This is a genomic window from Pseudomonas sp. H3_E07 (assembly GCF_054668895.1).
Map to the genome: position 1 here is coordinate 1,418,090 of NZ_CP162795.1, position 22,949 is coordinate 1,441,038.

Sequence of the window (22,949 nt, forward strand, 5' to 3'; positions counted from 1 at the left end):
AATTACTGCCGGCAAGCCGGTGCTGCGGGAGGTCGTGTTCATTTGGCGAATACCTCCAGCAGTCGGGGCGCAATTCTATCCAGTGGGCGAATTTCAACAGCAGCATCAATCGCCGCCGCCGCTTTGGGCATGCCATACACCGCCGAGCTTTGCTGATCCTGGGCGATGGTCAAATAACCTTGTTCACGCAGTAACTTGAGGCCCTGGGCCCCGTCGCGCCCCATGCCGGTCAACAGTACGCCGACGGCATCGCCATTCCAGTGGCTGGCCACGCTTTCGAAAAACACGTCGATCGAAGGCCGGTAAATCTCGTTCACCGGCTCTGCGGTATAGGCTAGCGTGCCGTTCTTCAATAAACGAATGTGGTGGTTGGTGCCGGCCAGCAGCACCACGCCGCTTTGCGGTGGCTCACCTTCGCGGGCCAGGCGCACTGGCAAGCCGGAGGCGCTGCTCAGCCACTCGGCCATGCCGGCAGCGAACACCTGGTCGACATGCTGCACCAGCACGATGGCCGCGGGAAAGTCACGGGGCAAGCCCTTGAGCAGGATTTCCAGGGCGGCCGGGCCGCCCGCAGAGGACCCGATGGCCACCAGGCTCTGGCGTTTGCCGGTGATGCGCGGGGCCAGAGCTTCCGCACGCACGCGGCTGCCGCGCTGACCGATCAGCCAGCCGATGTTGAGGATCTTGCGCAACAGCGGCGCCGCCGCATCCTTGGGGTTGCCCACGCCCAGGGTCGGGGTGTCCACTACGTCGAGGGCGCCGTGGCCCATGGCTTCGAACACTCGGCTCACGTTGGCCTGGCGGTCGACGGTGACGATAAGGATGGCGCACGGGGTCTGGGCCATGATCTGGCGGGTGGCTTCCACGCCGTCCATCACCGGCATGATCAGGTCCATCAGGATCAGGTCCGGCGTCAGTTCAGCGCAGCGCTGCACCGCTTCCAGGCCATTGGCGGCCACCCAGACAACTTGATGCGCGGGCTCGAAGCTCAAGGCGCGGCGCAAGGCCTCCACCGCCAGGGGCATGTCATTGACGATCGCAATCCTCATGCCCGCGCGCCTCCGATCAGTTCCATCACGGCGTCCAACAGGGCGTCATCATGAAAACTGGCTTTGGCTAAATAATAGTCGGCGCCGGCGTCCAGTCCACGGCGTCGGTCTTCTTCGCGATCCTTGTAGGACACCACCATCACCGGCAACGATTGCAGGCGACTGTCACGGCGCAAGAGTGTGACCAATTCAATACCGTCCATACGAGGCATATCAATATCAGTGATCAACAGGTCAAAGTCTTCGGAGCGCAGGGCGTTCCAGCCGTCCATGCCATCGACCGCCACGGCCACTTCATAACCACGATTAAGTAACAATTTGCGTTGCAGCTCGCGCACGGTCAGTGAGTCATCCACCACCAACACCCGTTTACGCGGAGCCTCGGTGCTTTGTTGGCTGCGCCGAGCAATCCGTTCCAATCGGCCGGTGTTCAACAGCTTGTCCACCGAACGCAGCATGTCTTCAACGTCGACGATCAACACCACCGAGCCGTCATCCAGCAACGCGCCGGCGGAAATATCCTGGACCTTGCCCAGGCGATCATCCAGCGGCAAGACCACCAGGGTACGCTCGCCGATAAAGCGCTCCACGGCAATCCCGTACACAGCATCGCGCTCGCGGATCACCACGACTTTCAAAGTGTCCGACGGGTTCTGCCCCGTCGGGCGCTGCAACAACTGGCTGGCGGCAACCAGGCCAACATGCCGGCCCTCGTGCCAGAAATGCTGGCGACCTTCCAGTTGCACGATGTCGTCCGGCGCCAGGTCGCACATGCGCTCGATGTGAGCCAGAGGGAACGCGTAGGCTTCTTCGCCGACTTCCACCACCAGGCTGCGCACCACCGACAGGGTCAAGGGTACTTCCAGGTGGAAACGACTGCCCTGCCCTGCCGTCTGCTCCAACACCACCGCACCGCGCAGCTGACGGACCATATGCTGCACCGCATCCAGGCCGACGCCGCGCCCGGACACCTCGGTGACCTTGTCGCGCAGGCTGAACCCCGGCAAGAACAGGAACGTCAGCAACTCTTCTTCGCTCAGGCGCTGGGCCGTTTCCAGCGGCGACAGATGCCGGTCGACGATGGTGCCGCGCAGGCGTTCCAGGTCGACGCCATTACCGTCATCGCTCAATTCCAGCACCAGCAGACCGGCCTGATGGGACGCGCGCAGGCGGATCAGGCCTTCAGCCGGCTTGCCTGCGAGCAGGCGTTGTTCGGGCATTTCGATGCCGTGGTCGACGGCATTGCGCAATAAATGCGTGAGCGGCGCTTCAAGTTTTTCCAGCACGTCACGGTCGACCTGGGTCTTGTCACCCTCGATCTCCAGGCGTACCTGCTTGCCGAGGCTGCGGCCCAGGTCACGCACCATGCGCACCTGACCGGCCAGCACATCGGCAAACGGACGCATGCGGCAGGCCAGCGCGGTGTCATACAACACCTGGGCGCGCTGCCCGGCCTGCCAGCCGAATTCATCCAGTTCGGCGGTCTTTTCCGCCAACAAGGCCTGGGCTTCGCTGAGCAGGCGACGCGTATCGGCCAGGGCCTCTTGAGCTTCGAGGTTCAAATTCTCAGTCTTGAGTTGCCCGTCCAGCGTGTCCAGGGCCCTTACGCTCTGGCTTTGAATGCGTTTGAGGCGCTGCAGGCTAGCCAGGTACGGTTTGAGCCGCTGGGTTTCCACCAGGGATTTGCTCGACAGATCCAGCAGACTGTTCAAGCGCTCGGCCGTCACACGCAGCACGCGCTCGCCGCCTTCGGTCATGCGTTTGTTGTGACGCGGCGGCTCGGCGACCACCGGCGGCGCGGGCTCAGGCTCCGGCGGCAGTGCTTCAACGACAGGCACAGGCTCCGGCGGCGGCGCCTTGACCGGCGCCTGGGACGGGTCCAACAGGCGCTCCATCAACGCCACATAGGCTTCGATATCGGCCGGCCCCACATTATTGCCGGGCGTGGCGATGCGCATCAGCAGGTCGGTGCCTTGCAACAACGCGTCAATATGTTCAGGTTGCAGGTACAGGCGGCTTTCCTGGGCACTGACCAGGCAATCTTCCATGACATGGGAGACGCTGACCCCGGCGTCTACCCCGACGATACGCGCCGCGCCCTTGAGCGAGTGGGCGGCGCGCATGCAGGCTTCGAGCTGGTCGGCCTGGGTGGGGTTGCGCTCCAGGGCCAGCAGGCCCGCGCTCAGTACCTGGGTCTGCGCGTCGGCTTCCAGGCTGAACAGTTCCAGCAGCGAGGCATCGCGCATCTGGTCGGGGGTCATGTGAGGCTCCGGGTCACGGCGGACAACAATTGCGCCTCGTCCAGCCAACGCAGGCTGCGGCCTTTCCACTGCAACACGCCTTGGGTGTAGCGTGCGCTGGCCTGAGGGCCGGAGGCCGAAGCCGCCTTCAAGGTGCGCTCATCGATGGCGTGGATACCGTCGACTTCATCCACTGGCACCACCACCGGGCCATCCTCTGCCGCAATGATCAACATGCGCGGCATGATGCGCCCACCGCTGGCGCCGTTGCTGGTCACGTCCAGGCCCAACAGTTCCACCAACGACAGGCACGCCACCAGCGCGCCGCGCACGTTGGCCACGCCAAGCAAGGCGCGCGAGCGTTGGTGCGGCAGGGAATGGATCGGTTGCAGCGGCGCCACTTCCACCAGGCAACGCGTGGCGATGCCCAGCCATTCTTCGCCGAGACGGAATATCAGCAACGAACGGGTGACCACGTCTTCACCCAACTCGACAGCGGCATGCGGGCGATGCGCGTCCTGCTGCAAGGCGTAGCGATCCAGCAAACGCGTGGCCGCCGCCGAGTACACCGAGCAGTTGCGGCAATGGATATGGTCCGCCAGCAGCGGGCAGGATTTGTCGCCATGGATGCCGATGCGGTTCCAGCAGTCATCGATGGCTTGGGTGTCGGCCAGGGTCAGGTCCAGGCCCCCGGTGTCGAGCGCGTCGGTGTTACTCATCGTTTGGACTCACTGTCAGCTCGCTCGCTACGGGCGGCCCGCGCCTGCAAGCGGCGCGCTCCCGCACTGTCGCCCTGGGATTCGAGCAATGCCGCCAAGTGCATCAAGGCCTGCGGGTGCTGGGGTTCCAGGTACAAGGCTTTTCGATAATAGCCCTGGGCTTCCAGGGCGCTGCCGGCCACGTCGCTGAGCAACCCGAGCCAGTAGAACACCTGGGCGGCCGGCGGGTGATTGCTCAAATACTGTTCGCACGCGGCACGGGCTTCGGCACTCTTGCCTTCATTGGCCAGGGTGGCGATGCGACCGAGCAGGTCACCCGCGTCGGTGTGCGGCGCCTTGATCGGCACCACCTGGGCCCTGGCCGTGCTGAACGGCCGAGGCTTGGTCGGAATCGGAGCCGCACTGCTTGGCGGGATGGGCGCGGCGATCGGCACAAACACGGGTTCCGGCTTGACCGGCTCGGCATGCCGACTGAACGCAAAGGACTGCGGCACCCCAATCGAACGCATGCCATGACGCCCCAGCAGGCTGCCCTCGGCCGGGCCGATGAACAGCACGCCGTCCACGTGCGTCAGGCCCTTGAGCACATCGAACACTTGCTTCTGGGTCGGTTGGTCGAAGTAGATCAGCAGGTTGCGACAGAACACGAAGTCATAGCTCGCCTCATTCGCCAGCAGGCCAGGATCGAGCAGATTGCCCACTTGCAGGCGCACCTGCTCGCGCACGCGCTCGGCAATGTGGTAACCGTCGTCATACTCGGTGAAATGGCGGTCGCGAAAGGCAATATCGCCACCACGGAAAGAATTTCTGCCATACACCCCGCGCCGCGCGCGCTCTACCGACAGCGGGCTGACATCCAGGCCCAGCACCTTGAACTGGTGCGGCGCCAGGCCAGCATCCAGCAAGGCCATGGCAATCGAATACGGTTCTTCACCGGTAGAGCATGGCAGGCTGAGGATGCGCAGGGCGCGCATCTGCTTGATCTCGGCAAGTCGCGCCTTGGCCAGACGGGCCAGGGTCGCGAACGATTCGGGATAACGGAAAAACCAGGTTTCCGGAACGATCACCGCTTCGATCAGCGCCTGTTGCTCATCCTCGGAGCTTTGCAGGTGCTGCCAGTACTCACCGGTCGTTTGCGCATTAACGGCCTGGCTGCGTTGGCGCACCGCACGCTGGATGATGGCTTCGCCGACCGACGCGACATCCAGGCCGATGCGCTCTTTGAGGAAGGCAAAGAAACGCGGATCGCTGCTCATAGGCTCAGCTCGGCAGAAAACAGCAAGGCGCGCACGTCATCAGTGAGCAGTTCGTTGACGCCAATCCATTGCATCAAGCCCAAGGCATCTTCACGCACCAGCCCCAGGTACGGCGCCTCGCGGTTGTCCAGGCCGTAGGGCTTGAACTCCCCCAGGTCGCAACGCAGGGTGTCGGTGGCTTGCTCCAGGACCAGTCCCAACCTGCGGGGTTCAACCCAAGGCTGCGGCTGGTAATTGACCAGCACCAGGCGCGTACTGGTACGGGCCTGGGCCGGCTTGCCGAACGTCAGGGCGCTGAGGTCAATGACCGGTACCAGCGTGCCGCGGTGGGCAAAGATGCCCGCCACCCATACCGGTGCATGGGCAATGGGTTTGAGCGGCAGGCGCGGCAGCACCTCGGCCACTTCCGTGGCCTTGAGGGCGTAACGTTCGTCGCCGATGTGGAACACCAGAAACAACGCTTTCTTCGCTGCCGGGACGGCGCCGCTTTTAGCCGCGAGGTCGCTCATCAGACTTTGAAACGCGACACGCCGCTGCGCAGACCGACCGCGACCTGGCTCAGCTCATCAATGGCAAAGCTGGCTTGACGCAGGGACTCGACAGTCTGGCTGCTGGCATCGCCCAGTTGCACCAGGGCGTGGTTGATCTGCTCGGCGCCCGTAGCCTGGGCCTGCATGCCTTCATTGACCATCAACACCCGCGGCGCCAGGGCCTGCACCTGATGGATGATCTGCGACAACTGCTCGCCCACTTGCTGCACTTCGAACATGCCGCGACGCACTTCCTCGGAGAACTTGTCCATGCCCATCACGCCAGCGGACACCGCCGACTGGATCTCGCGCACCATTTGTTCGATGTCGTAGGTGGCGACAGCCGTCTGGTCGGCCAAGCGACGCACTTCGGTGGCCACCACGGCGAAGCCACGCCCATATTCACCGGCTTTTTCGGCCTCGATCGCGGCATTGAGCGACAGCAGGTTGGTCTGGTCGGCGACCTTGACGATAGTCACCACCACCTGGTTGATGTTGCCGGCCTTCTCATTGAGGATCGCCAGCTTGGCGTTGACCAGGTCGGCGGCGCCCATGACCGAGTGCATGGTTTCTTCCATGCGCGCCAGGCCTTGCTGGCCGGAACCGGCGGCAACCGACGCCTGGTCGGCGGCAGTGGACACTTCGGTCATGGTGCGTACCAGGTCCTTGGACGTGGCCGCGATCTCGCGGGAGGTGGCGCCGATTTCGGTGGTGGTGGCCGCGGTTTCAGTGGCGGTGGCCTGTTGCTGCTTGGAGGTGGCGGCAATCTCGGTCACCGAGGTGGTGACCTGCACCGACGAACGCTGAGCCTGGGAGACCAGGGCGGTCAGCTCGGTCATCATGTCATTGAAGCCGGTTTCCACTGCGCCAAACTCGTCTTTGCGCTCCAGGCTCAAGCGTTTGCTCAGGTCGCCGTCGCGCATGGTTTCGAGGATGTCGACGATGCGCTGCATCGGCGCCATGATCGCGCGCATCAGCAGCAGGCCGCACAGGCCGGCGGCGAGGACGGCGATGACCAACGACACGGCCATGCTGACCTTGGCCGACAGCACCGACTCGTCGATTGCCGCGGTGGCGCGGTCGGAGACGTTCTTGTTTTCGGTAATGATGTCGTTGAGCTTCATGCGCCCTTCGACCCAGATCGGCGTCAATTGCTCTTCCAGCAACGTACGCGCACCCGGCAGGTCACCGGCATCGACACGCTCCAGCAGTTGCGCGAGCACTTTGTTGTAGGTGATATGCGCTGCCTTGAAGTTATCGAACTCCATTCGGTCGGCCTGACCATGAATGGTTTTTTCATAGGTGGCCATCTGCTGCGCAATACGCGCCTCGAAGGACTTGTAGTCCGACTTATCCGAATTGGTAAGGTCTTTTTCGTCGCGCAGGCCGATGATATCGATGGTCTCCAAATAGCTATCGACCCAGGCGCTGCGGATCATCGAACTGAGGTAGACCCCCGGCACCGCATCGTCCCGGACTGCTTCCTGGCTGGCTTCGATCTTCAGCAACCGCGAGTAGGACACCACGACCATCAGCAGCATGATCGCGATAATGACCGCAAAGCTCGCCAAGATCCGTTGGCGCAAGGTCCAGTTCTTCACAGTAATTCCTCGAAGGGCCATTCAAATGGGGGGAGTATAGCTGAGCGCAAGCCCTCATTTATCAACGGGTTTTGATGTAGCGCTCACAGAATGCAAAAACACCCCGGGCCATGCTGGCAACCGGGGTGTTGGTGGTCAGGCGGCAGCCTCAGAGGGTGGCTTGGCGTACCTGTTTTTCCAGCTCCAGCTTCAAGCCTGGCTCCAGTTTCAGTTGGCGTGCCAGCTCGTCGAGGTAGGCCTTCTCCATGAAGTTTTCCTCGTCCACCAGCATCACGCTGGCGATGTACATCTCGGCCGCCATTTCCGGCGTGCCGGCGGCCCGCGCCACGTCGGCGGGGTCCAGGGGCTTGTTCAGTTCGGCATGCAGCCAGCTGTGCAACTCGCGGTCGTTATCCAGCTTGGTGAATTCGCCCTCGATCAGTTCGCGCTCGCGCTCATCCACATGGCCGTCGGCCTTGGCGGCGGCGACCAGCGCCTTGAGGATGCCCTGGCTGTGTTGCTCGACCTGCGCCGGTGGCAAGCGGTCGATGGTCTGCGGTTCGCCTTGGGGCGCATTGGCCTGGCTGGCCTGCCAGTTGCCGTAGGCTTTGTAGGCGATAACGCCCAATGCCGCCAAGCCGCCGTAGGTCAGGGCCTTGCCGCCGAACTTGCGGGCTTTCTTGTTGCCCAGCAGCAGACCCATCGCGCCGGCCGCCAGGGCGCCGCCGCCCGCACCACCGAGCAGGCTGCCCAGGCCACCACCGCCAAGCAAACCGCCCAACGCACCTTTGTCGTCCTGTTTACGCTGGCCGCCAGCCTTGTTTTGCAACATGTCCTGGCCGGACTTGAGCAACTGATCGAGCAATCCACGGGTATTCATTCGTAGCCTCCAGACACTAGGGTTCATAAGACCAATAGGCTCCCAGCGTAAAACTAAGTGCCAAAAAGCCCCGATCTAGAGTGCTTCCAGATGTAACGCAGCCGCCCTTCGCTTAAATCGATATACACTCGAACACATCTATAAAAATAGCTCACTGGTAATTCCAGCATGATGACCTTGCGTCAAATCCGGCACTTTATTGCAGTGGCCGAGACCGGCTCGATCTCTGCCGCCGCGCAGACCGCGTTTATTTCCCAGTCCACCCTGACCCTGGCGATCCAGCAATTGGAGCAGGAAATCGGCGTCAACCTGTTCAACCGTCACGCCAAGGGCATGACCCTGACCCACCAGGGCCATCAATTCCTGCGCCAGGCACACCTCATTCTGGCCACCGTCGACAACGCCAAGCGCAGCCTGCAACAGAGCACCGATCAAGTCGCCGGACAGTTGACCATCGGCGTGACCAGCCTGGTGGCGGGCTATTACCTCGCGGACCTGCTGACCCGCTTCCAGCGCGCCTATCCTAATGTGGAAATCCGCGTGATGGAGGATGAACGCCCGTATATCGAGCATTTGCTGGTCAGCGGCGAAATCGACGTGGGCGTGCTGATTCTCTCCAACCTGGAAGACCGCCACGCCCTGCAGACCGAAGTCCTTACCCATTCGCCCCACCGTTTGTGGCTACCGGCGCAACATCCATTGCTGGAACACGACAGTATCAACCTGGCCGATGTGGCGCGTGAGCCGCTGATTCAGTTGAACGTCGACGAAATGGGCCACAACGCCCAGCGCATGTGGACGAGTGCGGGCCTGCAACCCCGCGTGACCTTGCGCACCGCCTCTACCGAGGCCGTTCGCAGCCTGGTGGCCGCCGGCCTGGGCGTATCGATCCAGCCGGACATGACCTACCGGCCCTGGTCGCTTGAGGGCGACATCATTGAAGCGCGGCCGCTTGCCGACCTCAGCCAGACCCTCGATGTCGGCCTGGCGTGGCGCCGTGGCACCGCGCGTCCGACGCTGGTAGACCCGTTCCTAACCGTCGCCCGCGAACAGCCGCACCCACGCAAGCCATCTATTTAATCGAATGCTGCATTCAGTATTTAGTATTTGTTGACCTCGCGCCTGACCTCTAGTCTCTGTTCATCCCATAAGAGAAGGTCAGGCGCCTTGTAAGAGAACGCCCATGGCCACACAAGAAAAGAGATCGCGAAAAATGCCCGGCGCGCCCACCCCGCTACTCACTGCGTTGCTGATCGACGGCGAACTGGTTCATGGCCAGGGTTTTGCCGAGCCGATCCTCAACCCGGCCACCGGTGAAGTGCTTACCCAAATCGCCGAAGCCAGCGCCGAGCAGGTGGAAACCGCGATCCTCGCCGCCCACCGCGCCTTTGCCGGTTGGTCGCGTACCACGCCGCAGCAGCGCTCGAACATCCTGCTCGGCATTGCCGACGCCATCGAAAAACAAGCCGACTACCTGGCCCGCCTGGAGTCCCTGAACTGCGGCAAGCCGTTGCACCTGGCCCGCCAGGATGACTTGAGCGCCACCGTCGACGTGTTCCGTTTCTTCGCCGGCGCCGTGCGCTGCCAGACCGGACAACTGAGCGGTGAATACCTGCCGGGCTACACCAGCATGGTGCGTCGCGACCCGATTGGCGTGGTGGCATCCATTGCGCCGTGGAACTACCCGCTGATGATGGCTGCGTGGAAAATCGCCCCAGCCTTGGCCGCCGGTAATACGTTGGTGTTCAAACCATCGGAACACACGCCGCTGTCGATCCTGGCCCTGGCTCCGGTCCTGAAAGAACTGTTGCCACGCGGCGTGATCAACATTCTGTGTGGCGGCGGCGAAGGCGTCGGCAGTCACTTGGTCAGCCATCCCAAAGTGCGCATGGTTTCGTTGACCGGCGATATCGTCACCGGGCAGAAGATTCTGCAAGCCGCCTCAAAAACCCTAAAACGCACGCACCTGGAACTGGGCGGCAAGGCCCCAGTGATCGTATGCAACGACGCCGACCTGCACGCCGTGGTCGACGGGGTACGCGCCTACGGCTATTACAACGCCGGTCAGGACTGCACTGCCGCGTGCCGCATCTACGCCCAGGCCGGTATCCACGACAAACTGGTCGCCGAGCTGGGCGCAGCGGTCAGCAGCCTGCGTTTTGCCGGTAAACGTGATGCCGACAATGAACTCGGCCCGCTGATCAGCACGCGCCAGCGCGACCGGGTCGCCAGTTTTGTCGAGCGTGCCCTCGGCCAACCGCATATCGAACGCATCACCGGTGCCGCCGTGCATTCCGGCGCGGGCTTCTATTACCAGCCCACCCTGCTCGCCGGCTGTAAACAGAACGACGAAATCGTGCAGCGCGAAGTGTTCGGCCCGGTGGTCACGGTGACGCGCTTCGATGAGCTGGAACAGGCGGTGGACTGGGCCAACGATTCCGAATACGGCCTGGCGTCCTCGGTATGGACCCAGAACCTTGATAAGGCCATGCAGGTGGCGGCGCGCCTGCAATACGGCTGCACCTGGATCAACAGCCATTTCATGCTGGTCAGCGAAATGCCCCACGGCGGCTTGAAGCGCTCGGGGTATGGGAAAGATCTGTCCAGCGATTCGCTGCAGGACTACAGCGTGGTGCGCCACATCATGGCGCGCCACGGCCAGCATCTTTAAAACAACAATTAAGCTTTGCGTTACCGGCTTCAAACACTGCCCCGACCATAATTAAAGAAGAGGGAACCCCCATGTCTGCGCACAAGACTGCACTGCTCAGTGCCCTGACCACCGCGCTGCTGGCCAGCGCCAGCCTCCAGGCCGCCGAACCGCTCAAAGCGGTGGGCGCCGGTGAAGGCCAGCTGGATATCGTCGCCTGGCCCGGCTATATCGAACGTGGCGAAAGTGACAAGGCCTACGACTGGGTCACCGGTTTCGAGAAGGAAACCGGCTGCAAGGTCAATGTGAAAACCGCCGCCACCTCTGACGAAATGGTCAGCCTGATGGCCAAGGGCGGGTATGACCTGGTGACCGCGTCGGGCGATGCGTCACTGCGGTTGATCGTCGGCAAGCGCGTGCAGCCGATCAACACCGCGCTGATTCCCAATTGGAAGAACATCGACCCACGCCTGAAAGATGCGCCGTGGTACGTGGTCGGCCAACAAACCTATGGCACCCCGTACCAGTGGGGCCCGAACGTGTTGATGTACAACACCAACGTGTTCAAGACCGCGCCCACCAGCTGGAATGTCATTTTCGACGCGCAGAACCTGCCGGACGGCAAGCCGAACAAAGGCCGCGTGCAAGCGTATGACGGCCCGATCTACATCGCCGATGCGGCGCTGTACCTCAAGTCGACCAAGCCGGAACTGGGCATCCAGAACCCCTACGAACTGACCGAAACCCAGTACAAGGCCGTGCTCGAACTGCTGCGCGCCCAGCAACCGCTGATCCACCGCTACTGGCACGACACCACCGTGCAAATGAGTGACTTCAAGAACGAAGGTGTGGTGGCCTCCAGCGCCTGGCCGTATCAGGTCAACGGCCTGCAGAACGAGAAGCAGCCGATTGCCTCGACCATTCCTAAGGAAGGCGCCACTGGCTGGGCCGACACCACCATGTTGCACACCGAGGCCAAGCACCCGAACTGCGCCTACAAGTGGATGGACTGGTCGCTGCAGCCGAAAGTCCAGGGCGACGTTGCCGCCTGGTTTGGTTCGCTGCCGGCGGTGCCCGCGGCGTGCAAGGAAAGCGAGTTGCTCGGCGCCGAGGGTTGCAAGACCAACGGTTTCGACCAGTTCGAAAAGATCGCCTTCTGGAAAACCCCGCAGGCTGAAGGCGGCAAGTTCGTGCCGTACAGCCGCTGGACCCAGGATTACATCGCGATCATGGGCGGCCGCTAAGCCTTCCTGACAACGCAGGACAAAAGGTGGGAGCGGGCTTGCTCGCGAAAGCGGTGGGTCAGTTACAGATGTGTTGGCTGAAACACCACATTCGCGAGCAAGCCCGCTCCCACATTTTGACCGCGTACACCGCTATCCCGTTTTTTCAGAAGTCCAGGCCGGCCGCTGCGACGACCCGCGCCTTTTTGGAGCACCGCACCATGACGCTTGCAGTCCAATTCACTCACGTTTCCCGTCAGTTCGGCGAAGTGAAAGCCGTTGACCGGGTTTCCATCGATATCCAGGACGGCGAGTTCTTTTCCATGCTCGGCCCTTCCGGCTCGGGCAAGACCACCTGCCTGCGCCTGATAGCCGGGTTCGAGCAGCCGAGCGCGGGCTCGATCCGCATCCATGGCGAGGAAGCCGCGGGGTTGCCGCCGTATCAGCGTGACGTCAACACTGTATTCCAGGATTACGCGCTGTTCCCCCATATGAATGTGCGCGACAACGTGGCCTACGGCCTCAAGGTCAAGGGCGTGGGCAAGACCGAGCGTATGAACCGTGCCGAAGAAGCCCTGGGAATGGTCGCCCTCGGCGGCTATGGCGACCGCAAGCCGGTACAGCTCTCCGGCGGCCAACGCCAACGTGTCGCCCTGGCTCGCGCTCTGGTCAACCGCCCACGGGTGTTGCTGCTCGATGAACCCCTGGGAGCCCTCGACCTCAAGCTGCGCGAGCAGATGCAAAGTGAGTTGAAGAAGCTGCAACGCCAACTGGGCATCACCTTTATCTTCGTGACCCACGACCAGACCGAAGCGTTGTCGATGTCCGACCGCGTAGCGGTGTTCAACAAAGGCCGCATCGAACAGGTCGACACGCCGCGCAACCTCTATATGAAACCGGCCACGTCGTTCGTCGCCGAGTTCGTCGGCACCTCCAACGTGATTCGTGGCGAGCTGGCCCAGCGCCTCGGCGGCACCGCGCAACCCTTCTCGATCCGCCCGGAACATGTGCGGTTTGCCGAAGGCCCGCTGGGCACCGGCGAAGTGGAAATCAGCGGTTTGCTCCACGATATCCAGTACCAGGGCAGCGCCACCCGCTATGAATTGAAGCTGGAAAACGGCCAGGCCCTGAATATCAGCCGCGCCAACAACCAGTGGCTGGACACCACTGCCGGCCACCAGGTCGGCCAGACCCTCACCGCGCGCTGGGCCCGTGAAGCCATGGTGCCGCTGACCGATATCGCAGGCGAGGTGTGACATGACCCTGGCCCTTTCCCAACCGCCGATGCGCAGGTTTTCCAACCTGCTGTACCGCAAGCCCAACCTCTACCTGGCGATGCTGCTGGTGCCGCCGCTGATCTGGTTCGGCGCGATCTACCTGGGTTCGCTGCTGACCCTGCTGTGGCAAGGCTTCTATACGTTTGACGACTTCACCATGGCGGTCACGCCGGACCTGACCCTGGCCAACTTCGCCGCGCTGTTCCAGCCGTCGAACTTCGACATCATCGTGCGCACCCTGAGCATGGCGATCGCGGTGTCGATCGCCAGCGCCATCGTTGCTTTCCCGATTGCCTACTACATGGCGCGCTACACCACGGGCAAGACCAAGGCGTTTTTCTACATCGCGGTGATGATGCCGATGTGGGCCAGCTACATCGTCAAGGCCTATGCCTGGACCTTGCTGCTGGCCAAGGGCGGCGTGGCGCAGTGGTTCGTGCAGCACCTGGGCCTGGAGCCGGTGTTGCAGTTCGTGCTGGGCATTCCCGGCGTGGGCGGCAGCACCTTGAGCACCTCGCACCTGGGGCGCTTCATGGTGTTCGTTTACATCTGGCTGCCGTTCATGATCCTGCCGATCCAGGCGTCCCTGGAACGACTGCCGCCGTCGTTGCTGCAAGCCTCGGCGGATCTTGGCGCCAAGCCGCGTCAGACCTTCATGCAGGTGATCCTGCCACTGTCGATTCCGGGGATTGCCGCCGGCTCCATCTTTACCTTCTCGCTGACGCTGGGCGACTTCATCGTGCCGCAACTGGTGGGCCCGCCCGGCTACTTCGTCGGCGGCATGGTCTACGCCCAGCAAGGCGCCATCGGCAACATGCCCATGGCGGCGGCGTTCACTCTGGTACCGATCGTGCTGATCGCGGTTTACCTGTCCATCGTCAAACGCCTGGGGGCCTTCGATGCACTCTGAAAAATCAAGTATGAGTCTGAAGATTGCAGCCTGGGGCGGGTTGGTATTTCTGCACTTCCCGATCCTGATCATCTTTCTCTACGCCTTCAACACCGAAGAAGCCGCGTTCAGCTTTCCGCCCCAGGGCTTCACCCTGAAGTGGTTCAGCGTGGCGTTCGCCCGGCCGGACGTGCTGGAAGCCATCAAGCTGTCGTTGCAGATTGCGGCCATCGCTACCCTGATTGCCATGGTGCTCGGCACCCTGGCCTCGGCTGCGCTGTATCGCCGCGAGTTCTTCGGCAAGCAAGGTGTGTCGCTGATGTTGATCCTGCCGATTGCGCTGCCGGGGATCATCACCGGTATCGCGTTGCTGGCGACTTTCAAGACGCTGGGCATCGAGCCGGGGATGTTCACCATCATCGTCGGCCACGCGACCTTCTGCGTAGTGATCGTCTACAACAACGTCATCGCACGTTTGCGCCGCACCTCCCACAGCCTGATCGAAGCGTCGATGGACCTGGGTGCCGACGGCTGGCAGACCTTCCGCTACATCATCATGCCCAACCTGGGCTCGGCACTGCTGGCCGGCGGCATGCTCGCCTTTGCGCTGTCGTTCGACGAAATCATCGTCACCACCTTCACCGCCGGCCACGAACGCACCTTGCCCTTGTGGCTGCTCAACCAGCTCAGCCGCCCACGGGATGTGCCGGTGACCAACGTGGTCGCCATGCTGGTGATGCTGGTGACGATGTTCCCGATTCTCGGTGCCTATTACCTGACCCGCGGCGGTGAAAGCGTGGCGGGGAGTGGCGGTAAATAACTGACAAGACCCTGCCACTGAAGAAACACGGTTCAGTGTGGGAGCTGGCTTGCCTGCGATCGCAGGCTGTCAGTTGATGAATCGGCTGGCTGATCCACCGCTATCGCGGGCAAGCCAGCGCCCACATTTGAACCGCATTTGCTCAGGGGTAAACACTCGTTTTAGGAGAGCTGAACCATGCAAACCAAACTGCTGATCAACGGCCAACTGGTAGAAGGCGAAGGCCCGGCCCAGGCTGTATTCAACCCGGCGCTCGGCCGCGTGCTGGCGGAAATCAACGAAGCCAGCGAAGCCCAGGTCGACGCCGCCGTGCGCGCAGCCGATGCGGCGTTCGAAAGCTGGTCGCAAACCGCACCCAAAGACCGCTCGCTGTTGCTGCTGAAACTGGCGGACGTGATCGAAGCCCATGGCGAAGAGCTGGCCCAGCTGGAATCGGACAACTGCGGCAAGCCCTACAGCGCCGCCTTGAATGATGAGATCCCGGCGATTGCCGATGTATTCCGTTTCTTTGCCGGCGCCAGCCGTTGCATGAGCGGTTCGGCAGGCGGTGAATACCTGCCCGGCCACACCTCGATGATCCGCCGCGACCCGGTGGGCGTGATTGCGTCCATCGCACCGTGGAACTACCCACTGATGATGGTTGCCTGGAAAATCGCCCCGGCCCTCGCCGCCGGCAATACCGTGGTGCTCAAGCCGTCGGAACAAACCCCGCTGACGGCCCTGCGCATGGTCGAACTGGCCGCTGACCTCTTCCCGGCCGGTGTGCTCAACCTGGTGTTCGGCCGCGGGCCAACCGTCGGCAGCCCGCTGGTGAACCACCCGAAAGTGCGCATGGTGTCGCTGACCGGCTCCATCGCCACCGGCGCAAACATCATCTCCAGCACCGCCGACAGCGTGAAGCGCATGCACATGGAGCTGGGTGGCAAGGCGCCAGTGATCATCTTCAACGACGCAGACATCGACGCCGCCGTGGAAGGCATCCGCACCTTCGGCTTCTATAACGCCGGTCAGGATTGCACCGCAGCCTGTCGGATTTACGCGCAAGCGGAGATCTACGAGCAGTTTGTCGAGAAACTCGGCGCGGCGGTCGCCAGCATCAAGTACGGCTTGCAGGATGACCCGGCCACCGAGCTGGGCCCATTGATTACCGCGCAGCATCGCGACCGTGTCGCAGGTTTCGTCGAACGCGCCGTGGCGCAGTCGCACATTCGCCTGGTCACCGGCGGCAAGGCGGTGGAAGGCAATGGCTTCTTCTTTGAACCGACCGTGCTGGCCGACGCGCAGCAGGACGATGAGATCGTGCGCCGCGAAGTGTTCGGGCCGGTGGTATCGGTGACTCGGTTCACTGATGAAGCGCAGGTGCTCGGTTGGGCCAACGATTCGGACTACGGCCTGGCGTCGTCCGTGTGGACCGCCGATGTAGGACGCGCCCACCGCTTGGCCGCACGCCTGCAGTACGGCTGCACGTGGGTGAATACCCACTTCATGCTCGTCAGCGAAATGCCCCACGGCGGTCAGAAACTGTCCGGGTATGGCAAGGACATGTCCATGTATGGGTTGGAGGACTACACCAGCGTGCGCCATGTGATGTTCAAGCACTGACGATTTAACCCGGCATCCGTTCTGGATGCCGGGAACCTATAACAATAATTTTCAGGATCTCCCATGGATATCACCCGCCGCGACTTCCTCAACGGCGTCGCCATCACGATTGCCGCTGGCATGACCCCGCTGCAAATCCTGCAAGCCGCCCCCGATGGCCGTTACTACCCACCTGCCCTCACCGGCCTGCGCGGCAGCCATGCCGGCTCGTTCGAAGTGGCGCACCAGATGGGCTGGGAAAAGAAGGTGTTCGACACCGACAAACTGCCGATCACCGAGGATTACGACCTGGTGGTGGTCGGTGGTGGCTTGAGTGGTTTGTCGGCGGCGTGGTTCTACCGCGAAAAACACCCCAAGGCGAAGATCCTGATCTTGGAAAACCACGACGACTTCGGCGGCCACGCCAAGCGCAACGAATTCCAGGCCGGTGGCCGCATGATCATCGGCTACGGCGGGAGCGAGGCTTTCCAGTCGCCCAACCACCTGTACAGCAAGGAAGTGAACGGGCTGTTGAAAACGCTCGGGGTGAATATAAAGCGCTTTGAAACCGCCTTCGATCGCCAGTTCTACCCAGGCCTGGGACTGTCGCGCGGGGTGTTCTTCGACAAGGAAAACTTCGGCGAAGACAAACTGGTGACCGGCGACCCGACCCCGATGGTGGCTGACGATGTTGCACCAGGCCAGCTGAATGCCCGCGCCATCCGCGATTTCATCAATGACTTCCCATTGCCAGCGGCAGACCGCCAGGCCCTGATCGAGCTGCACATGGCGCCCAAGGATTACCTGCCGGGCAAGACTGCCGAAGAAAAGGCCGACTACTTGGCAGCAACCAGCTACCGCGATTTTCTGCTCAAGAACGTAGGATTATCGGAAGGCGCGGTGAAGTATTTCCAGAGCCGCACCAATGACTTCATGGCGTTGAGCATTGATGCCGTCGCTTCGGCTGACGCCTACAGCGTGGGTTTCCCAGGCTTTGCCGGGATGAACCTGGCGCCCATCAGCGAAGAAGCGGCAGCGGAAATGGAAGAGCCCTACATCTACCACTTCCCCGATGGGAATGCCTCGGTGGCGCGCTTGCTGGTGCGCAGCCTGATCCCGGGGGTGGCGCCAGGGCATACCATGGACGATATCGTGCTGGCGACGTTCGACTACGCCAAGCTCGACCAGCCCAAGGCAGCCGTGCGATTGCGCTTGAACAGCACGGCGGTCAGCGTGCGTAACGTCGACAACGGCGTGCATATCGGCTACAGCCGTGGCGGACAACTCGCACAGGTGCGCGGCAAACGCTGCATCCTGGCCTGCTACAACATGATGATCCCGTACCTGTTGAAGGATCTGCCGGCGCCGCAGGCCCATGCCCTGAGCCAGAACGTAAAATACCCGCTGGTGTACACCAAGGTGGTGATCCGTAATTGGCAGTCGTTCCAGACACTGGGCGTGCATGAGATCTACGCGGCGACCCAGCCTTACAGCCGCATCAAGTTGGACTACCCGGTGAGCATGGGAGGCTACGACCACCCGCGCGACCCGACACAGCCGATCGGCTTGCACATGGTCTACGTGCCCACCAGCCCCAACAGCGGCATGAACGCCCGCGACCAGGCCCGTGCCGGGCGGGGCAAACTGTATGGGCAGACGTTCGAGCAGTTGGAAGCGCAGTTGCGTGATCAGTTGCAACGTATGCTCGGGCCGGGTGGGTTCAACCATGAGACCGACATCCTGGCGATCACTGTCAACCGCTGGTCACACGGTTATGCGACCTTCTCCAACAGCTTGTTCGATGATGCCGATGAAAGCGAAGCGTTGATGAAGCTGGCGAAAAAGCCGGTGGGGCATGTGAGTATCGCTAACTCGGATGCGGCGTGGAGTGCGTATGCCCATGCGGCGATTGATGAGGCGTACAGGGCAGCGGGCGAAGTGGCCTGAACGTGACCTGACGCCTGAACCTAATGGGGGAGCGGGCTTGCCTGCGATGCGGTCGACTCGGCCTCCAGTCTGACCGAGCTGATGCCATCGCAGGCAAGCCCGCTCCTACATGGGGTCGTCTTCTTTCCTGAGGAGTGTGTTCGCTCGCCCCCCCTGCAACACCTTGTTTCACTTGCAACGCCATCACCCCGCCATCAATCAATTTTCCTACGTCATCGAACCGCTTAAGCTATCCAGCGTCTGTTTAATGTCCGTTGCGTTTGGTCGAAGGCATGTCCGAACCGTAATTTCTGATCCAGCACGTGCCAGGAACGGCGCGGGATTTGCTCACGACAGGTTGTCTCTATGCACCGCAGGAATTTGCTCAAAGCGTCCATGGCCATTGCGGCTTACACCGGTTTGTCGGCCAGCGGCCTGCTCGCCGCCCAGGCCTGGGCGGGGAACCGTGCTGCCGATGGCAAGGCCGTGGCGTTCGACTTCGAATCGCTCAAGGCCCAGGCCAAACAACTCGCCGGGACCGCTTACAAGGACACCAAACAGGTACTGCCGCCGACACTGGCGACCATGACGCCACAGAATTTCAACGCCATCGGCTACGACGGTAACCATTCGCTGTGGAAGGAATTGAACGGCCAATTGGATGTGCAGTTCTTCCACGTCGGCATGGGCTTCAAGACCCCGGTGCGCATGCACAGTGTTGACCCCAAGACCCGCGAAGCGCGAGAGGTACATTTCCGGCCGTCGCTGTTCAACTATGAAAAGACCACCGTCGACACCCAGCAACTGACTGGCGACCTGGGCTTTTCCGGCTTCAAGCTGTTCAAGGCGCCGGAGCTGGACCGTCATGACGTGCTGTCGTTTCTCGGCGCCAGCTACTTCCGCGCGGTGGACAGTACCGGGCAGTACGGCCTTTCGGCCCGTGGCCTGGCCATCGACACCTACGCAAAAAAACGCGAGGAGTTTCCCGACTTCACGCAGTTCTGGTTTGAAACCCCGGACAAGAACGCCACACGCTTCGTGGTCTATGCCCTGCTCGATTCGCCGAGCGCTACCGGCGCCTACCGCTTCGATATCGACTGCCAGGCCAACCAGGTGGTGATGGCGATCGACGCGCACATCAATGCGCGTACCACCATTGAACAACTGGGTATCGCACCAATGACCAGCATGTTCAGCTGCGGTACTCACGAACGCCGTATGTGCGACACCATCCACCCGCAGATCCACGATTCGGACCGCCTGGCGATGTGGCGCGGCAACGGCGAGTGGATCTGCCGCCCGCTGAACAACCCGGCCAAGTTGCAATTCAACGCGTTCGCCGACAAAGACCCGAAAGGCTTCGGCCTGGTGCAGACCGACCATGAGTTCGCCAGCTACCAGGACACTGTGGACTGGTACAGCAAGCGCCCAAGCCTGTGGGTCGAACCGACCACTGCGTGGGGCGAAGGCTCCATCGACCTGTTGGAAATTCCTACAACCGGCGAAACCCTCGACAACATCGTGGCCTTCTGGACCCCGAAAAAACCCGTGGCGGCCGGCGACTCGCTCAACTACGGCTACAAGCTGTACTGGAGCGCGCTGCCGCCGGTAAGCACACCGTTGGCGCAAGTCGACGCTACTCGTTCGGGGATGGGAGGCTTTACTGAAGGTTGGGCACCAGGTGAACACTACCCACCGGTGTGGGCGCGCCGTTTTGCCGTGGACTTCAAGGGCGGCGGCCTGGATCGCCTGCCACCGGGCACCGGGATCGAGCCGGTGGTGACGTGCTCCCACGGTCAGGTCAAGGATTTCAGCGTGCTGGTGCTGGATAACATCAAGGGCTACCGCATTCTGTTTGACTGGTACCCGACCAGCGACAGCGTGGAGCCGGTGGAACTGCGCTTGTTTATCCGCACCCAGGACCGCACCTTGAGTGAAACCTGGTTGTATCAGTACTTCCCGCCGGCACCGGACCAGCGTAAGTACACCTGATCGTCCCTTGTAGACGTTGGCTTGCCGGCGATGGCATCACTGCGGTGCGACTGACGCATCGCGGTGCCTGCATCGCTGGCAAGCCAGCGCCTACAGGTGCTCAAAACCGCGACACACTCTTCATCGCCCCCATCAAATAGCGCATCGCCACCTGATCGCTCTCGGTCAGGGCGCGATACTGCGTCAGCAGTTCCACCTCATCCGAACTCAGCCTTCGGCCCCGTAAAGACACACTGCGGGCCAGAAACGACGCCACCACCCCCGCTACACCATAGGACTTGGCCATGGACTGCTTCTCCTGATATCCATCAAATACTCCCTTTGCCCATAACCGCCGCCCATGAAGCGCAATGCCTCAATGAACAAACCGACTGACTTCCTGGGCCAGAAATCAGACTTACTCTAAGCGTAGAAACGATCTTGCCAAGCGTGGGATTTTTTAGAGTAAAAACTTAAATAATGGGTTTTGAGCAAAAAGCTTGCAGTATTTTCCTACGCACCATTTAATTGAGTGACCACTCAATTAATTAATGAACCCACTATGCGCACCGTCGATCCGCAACAACGCGAAACCAAGCGCATGGCGCTGCTTGATGCCGCATCCCGGTGTTTCGCCGAAGCCGGGTTTGTCGCTACCCGCACAGCCGACATCTGCACCGCCGCCGGAATGAGCGCCGGTAACCTGTTCCATTACTTCGCCAGCAAGCATGAAGTGCTGCTGGCGTTGGTGGCGCGCGAAGGTGAGCAGATTCGGCAGGGCATGGCACCTCTGGCCGACGCCGAAGACCCGATGGCGACTTTGCTGGCGTTTGTCGACCACACCTGCCATTTGGCCTGCGACCGCCACTACGCCGGCCTGGCCTTGGAGATTTCCGCTTTGGGCCACCGCGATGAAGCGGTGGCACACCTGATGAAGGCCAACGACCGCTATTTGCGCGAAGGCCTGGAAGCGTTGATCAAGGCCGCCGACCGCGCCGGGCAACTTCACACATCACTCTCTGCGCCTGAAGCCGCCAGTTGGCTGGCCACCCTGATCGATGGCATGTTCGCCCGCGTCGCAGCCGATGCGGACTTCCACCCGGACCAACAGACGCAAGTGCTGCGCGGCCTGGTGGTGCACCTGCTGCAAGGGCGCTGAAGATGACCCCGACACGCTTGGTGCACGTCGATGCGTTACGCGGCTTTGCCCTGTTTGGCATTCTGGCCGTGAATATCTGCGCGTTCGCCGACCCTTATTACGCATCAACCCTCACCAACCCCGACTATGCCGGCACCGTCGACCACGTGGTCCGGTTTGTCATTTCGCTGCTGTTCGAAACCAAGTTCTACCTGCTGTTTTCCTTTCTGTTCGGCTACAGCTTTACCTTACAGATGGCCGCCGCCGAACGTGCCAATGCTGCTTTCGCACCGCGAATGGTGCGCCGGCAATTGGCCCTGCTGGCCCTGGGGCTGGCCCACGGCGCTGCACTGTATTACGGGGAGATTCTTTCCACCTATGCCTTGCTCGGCCTGGTGCTATTGGCGGCTCGCAACCTGTCTCCGGCCAAGGCGTACCGTTGGGGCATTTGCCTGGTGGTGACCGCCTGTTCGGCGTGGATGCTGCTGGGTGTGCTGCAAGCATTGGAAGGCAACCTGACCGGGGTCTCAAGCCCCGACGCCGCAGACAAACTCGTGGCGTTTACTGGCAGTGCAGTGGATACCCTGCGTTTTCACAGTGGCCATCTGTGGAGCACCGTGCAGGCGTTATGGTTGTTGCAAGGGCCTAGCGCCCTGGCGATGTTCTTCTTCGGTTATGCCGCCGGACGACGCCAGCTGTTGGTAGCCCCGTACGCCTGGCAGCCGCGCCTAAGCCGCTTGCTGCTCATCACACTGCCCGCAGGCCTGTTGGGCGCAATGATCTATGCCTTGAGCGCCGCCTATGCCCCCGGTGGCGGCCTGGAAACCTTTGCCTTTGGCGTGGGGCAACTCACGGCACCGTTATTGAGCGCCGCCTATGCCCTGCTGATGCTCGCACTGTTCAGCTCTGCCGCCGGGCCTTGGCTGTGCCACTGGCTGGCCCCGGTGGGCAAGATGGCCCTGAGCAACTACCTGCTGCAATCGGTACTGCTGGGGTTGCTGTTCAGCGGCTATGGCGCAGGCCTGATCAACACGCTCGCCCCGCTGCTGATGTTGCCTGTGGCACTTGGGATCTTTGCCCTGCAACTGTGGCTGAGTGCACGCTGGCTGCGTACCCACCCTTATGGGCCGATGGAGTGGCTGCTACGCGCGGCGACGCTGTGGGCCTGGCCGAACTGGCGGCGCACGGCCTAGAAAAAACCCACCGTGGTCAGCGGTGGG

At 61.9% G+C, this 22,949-nt stretch carries 19 protein-coding genes; 11 read left to right on the forward strand and 8 right to left on the reverse strand.

From position 1 onward, the window contains the following. Positions 1 to 38 precede the first annotated feature (38 nt). The 7 genes from cheB to AB4O08_RS06500 all read right to left on the reverse strand — a co-directional run bounded on the left by cheB (position 39) and on the right by AB4O08_RS06500 (position 8,254). A complete protein-coding gene (gene cheB, locus AB4O08_RS06470; RefSeq protein ID WP_010212641.1) occupies positions 39 to 1,049 on the reverse strand; it encodes a chemotaxis response regulator protein-glutamate methylesterase in 1,011 nt (336 codons plus the stop codon). Further along, entirely contained in the window at positions 1,046 to 3,310 is a 2,265-nt protein-coding gene (locus tag AB4O08_RS06475; RefSeq protein ID WP_010212643.1) for a hybrid sensor histidine kinase/response regulator, read from the reverse strand. Before AB4O08_RS06475 ends, cheB begins: the two co-directional genes overlap by 4 nt. Further along, positions 3,307 to 4,008, reverse strand: a complete 702-nt coding sequence (locus AB4O08_RS06480) for a chemotaxis protein CheW (RefSeq protein WP_010212644.1) — start codon at positions 4,006 to 4,008, stop codon at positions 3,307 to 3,309. The genes AB4O08_RS06475 and AB4O08_RS06480 overlap by 4 nt, the downstream gene beginning before the upstream one ends. Then, the gene (locus AB4O08_RS06485) at positions 4,005 to 5,264 is read right to left on the reverse strand and encodes a CheR family methyltransferase (protein ID WP_460114759.1); all 1,260 of its coding nucleotides are present in this window, start codon (positions 5,262 to 5,264) and stop codon (positions 4,005 to 4,007) included. Before AB4O08_RS06485 ends, AB4O08_RS06480 begins: the two co-directional genes overlap by 4 nt. Beyond that, positions 5,261 to 5,773 (reverse strand): chemotaxis protein CheW, encoded by a 513-nt coding sequence (locus AB4O08_RS06490; RefSeq protein WP_106118933.1) that lies wholly within the window; start codon positions 5,771 to 5,773, stop codon positions 5,261 to 5,263. Before AB4O08_RS06490 ends, AB4O08_RS06485 begins: the two co-directional genes overlap by 4 nt. Next, the gene (locus AB4O08_RS06495; RefSeq protein WP_010212648.1) at positions 5,773 to 7,395 is read right to left on the reverse strand and encodes a methyl-accepting chemotaxis protein; all 1,623 of its coding nucleotides are present in this window, start codon (positions 7,393 to 7,395) and stop codon (positions 5,773 to 5,775) included. The genes AB4O08_RS06490 and AB4O08_RS06495 overlap by 1 nt, the downstream gene beginning before the upstream one ends. Before the next feature lie 148 nt (positions 7,396 to 7,543). Then, positions 7,544 to 8,254, reverse strand: a complete 711-nt coding sequence (locus AB4O08_RS06500; RefSeq protein WP_010212650.1) for a tellurite resistance TerB family protein — start codon at positions 8,252 to 8,254, stop codon at positions 7,544 to 7,546. 168 nt (positions 8,255 to 8,422) lie between these two features. Between AB4O08_RS06500 and AB4O08_RS06505 the strand changes: the two genes are divergently transcribed. The 9 genes from AB4O08_RS06505 to AB4O08_RS06545 all read left to right on the forward strand — a co-directional run bounded on the left by AB4O08_RS06505 (position 8,423) and on the right by AB4O08_RS06545 (position 20,612). Beyond that, a complete protein-coding gene (locus AB4O08_RS06505) occupies positions 8,423 to 9,334 on the forward strand; it encodes a LysR family transcriptional regulator (RefSeq protein ID WP_460114760.1) in 912 nt (303 codons plus the stop codon). A 133-nt stretch (positions 9,335 to 9,467) separates the two neighbouring features. Then, positions 9,468 to 10,925 (forward strand): gamma-aminobutyraldehyde dehydrogenase, encoded by a 1,458-nt coding sequence (locus AB4O08_RS06510; protein WP_010212652.1) that lies wholly within the window; start codon positions 9,468 to 9,470, stop codon positions 10,923 to 10,925. 71 nt (positions 10,926 to 10,996) lie between these two features. Next, on the forward strand, positions 10,997 to 12,148 hold the full coding sequence (ydcS, locus tag AB4O08_RS06515) for a putative ABC transporter substrate-binding protein YdcS (RefSeq protein WP_047541333.1): 1,152 nt from the start codon (positions 10,997 to 10,999) through the stop codon (positions 12,146 to 12,148). 200 nt (positions 12,149 to 12,348) lie between these two features. Further along, on the forward strand, positions 12,349 to 13,383 hold the full coding sequence (locus tag AB4O08_RS06520; RefSeq protein WP_010212654.1) for an ABC transporter ATP-binding protein: 1,035 nt from the start codon (positions 12,349 to 12,351) through the stop codon (positions 13,381 to 13,383). Between the two features lies 1 nt (position 13,384). After that, a complete protein-coding gene (locus tag AB4O08_RS06525; protein ID WP_460114761.1) occupies positions 13,385 to 14,314 on the forward strand; it encodes an ABC transporter permease in 930 nt (309 codons plus the stop codon). Next, positions 14,304 to 15,113, forward strand: coding sequence for an ABC transporter permease (locus AB4O08_RS06530; protein ID WP_021492451.1), 810 nt, complete (start codon positions 14,304 to 14,306; stop codon positions 15,111 to 15,113). Before AB4O08_RS06525 ends, AB4O08_RS06530 begins: the two co-directional genes overlap by 11 nt. Positions 15,114 to 15,290: 177 nt before the next feature. Beyond that, complete coding sequence (locus tag AB4O08_RS06535) at positions 15,291 to 16,715, forward strand: gamma-aminobutyraldehyde dehydrogenase (protein WP_198832086.1); 1,425 nt, start codon at positions 15,291 to 15,293, stop codon at positions 16,713 to 16,715. Between the two features lie 63 nt (positions 16,716 to 16,778). Further along, positions 16,779 to 18,641 carry a flavin monoamine oxidase family protein gene (locus AB4O08_RS06540; protein ID WP_010212662.1) on the forward strand — a complete coding sequence of 621 codons (1,863 nt, stop codon included), beginning with the start codon at positions 16,779 to 16,781 and terminating at the stop codon, positions 18,639 to 18,641. Positions 18,642 to 18,986: 345 nt separating this feature from the next. After that, entirely contained in the window at positions 18,987 to 20,612 is a 1,626-nt protein-coding gene (locus tag AB4O08_RS06545) for a glucan biosynthesis protein D (protein ID WP_010212664.1), read from the forward strand. 100 nt (positions 20,613 to 20,712) lie between these two features. On the opposite strand, the gene AB4O08_RS06550 is transcribed toward AB4O08_RS06545, so the two are convergent. Continuing rightward, positions 20,713 to 20,898 carry a hypothetical protein gene (locus AB4O08_RS06550; RefSeq protein ID WP_010212665.1) on the reverse strand — a complete coding sequence of 62 codons (186 nt, stop codon included), beginning with the start codon at positions 20,896 to 20,898 and terminating at the stop codon, positions 20,713 to 20,715. 255 nt (positions 20,899 to 21,153) lie between these two features. Here AB4O08_RS06550 and AB4O08_RS06555 point away from each other — a divergent pair, with 255 nt between their 5' ends. Next, the gene (locus tag AB4O08_RS06555; protein ID WP_021492454.1) at positions 21,154 to 21,750 is read left to right on the forward strand and encodes a TetR/AcrR family transcriptional regulator; all 597 of its coding nucleotides are present in this window, start codon (positions 21,154 to 21,156) and stop codon (positions 21,748 to 21,750) included. Between the two features lie 2 nt (positions 21,751 to 21,752). Next, positions 21,753 to 22,922 carry a DUF418 domain-containing protein gene (locus AB4O08_RS06560; RefSeq protein ID WP_047541328.1) on the forward strand — a complete coding sequence of 390 codons (1,170 nt, stop codon included), beginning with the start codon at positions 21,753 to 21,755 and terminating at the stop codon, positions 22,920 to 22,922. The last annotated feature ends 27 nt before the right edge of the window (positions 22,923 to 22,949 follow it).